The following is an 877-nucleotide window of genomic DNA, read 5'->3' as shown; positions in this document are numbered from 1 at the left end:
GACGGCCCCGCTGAACGCGTGGGTGGCGCAGCCGATGGCCATCCCCAAGGGCGGCGAGCACTCGGTGGGCGCCGGGCACCGCTTCGACCCGCACCGGGGTCAGATGTTCCGCGGGCAGCAGGCGTTCGGGATCTGGTACACCTCCGCCCCGGTGGTGACGCCGGTGGGGTGGCGGCTCTTCCTCGACGAGGAGTCGGCGCCGGCGTCCTCGCAGGACTCGGTGCAGGGGTGCGGCACCGGCGAGGAGGAGTCGTACGCGGGCTGCGCGGTCAGCGGCGTGCTGAACGCGGTGCGCGAGGCGCGGCTGCCGGTGCGGCCGGTCGTCCTGGACGTCCGGGACATCGCGACGCGGTCGACGCTGCACCGCTTCGCCGAGGCGCGGGTGCCGGTGGTCGCCCGGATCGGCGCGGAGGCGCGGCTGCTGGTGACCGACCCGCGGGTGCCGGGGTTCGGCGCGGGCACGATGGCCGCGCGGGACGTCCTGCAGAACGTGCGCGGGCTGCGGATGCCGGTGGAGTGGCCCGACCCGGAGGTGCCGGGCGCGCGGCGGACGTCGCTGGTGGCGGCGGTCCGGGTGATGGTCCCGGATCCGGCGCAGGGCCGGCGGCGCGAGGTGCTGCTCTTCGGCGAGTGGGAGGCGGCGCGCCGGCTGCCGACGCAGCTGTGGGTGACGGACATGGTGCGCACCGACCCGGCCGCGCTGGTGCGGATGACGAAGACCGCGCTGCGGGTCTCGGCCGCGTCCGCGGCGAGCGTGCAGCGGGTGGGCCTGCGCGACTTCTCCGGCCGGTCGCTGCCCGGCTGGCACCGGCACGTGACGCTGGCGTCCGTGGCGCACGCGGCGCTCTGCCTGGCCGCGCCCGCGGCCAGGCAGAGC

1 protein-coding gene is annotated in these 877 nt (G+C 77.3%); it reads left to right on the top strand.

Annotated elements, in window-relative coordinates; translation table 11 throughout:
* Window positions 1-34: 34 nt before the first annotated feature.
* Window positions 35-877, top strand: an 843-nt coding sequence (locus tag EF903_RS33140) for a transposase (protein ID WP_125548587.1), incomplete at its 3' end; no start/stop codon positions are given.

The organism is Streptomyces sp. WAC05292, assembly GCF_003949955.1.
In the GTDB taxonomy this organism is placed as follows: Bacteria; Actinomycetota; Actinomycetes; order Streptomycetales; family Streptomycetaceae; genus Streptomyces; species Streptomyces globosus.
This window is presented reverse-complemented; position numbering and strand designations above follow the sequence as displayed.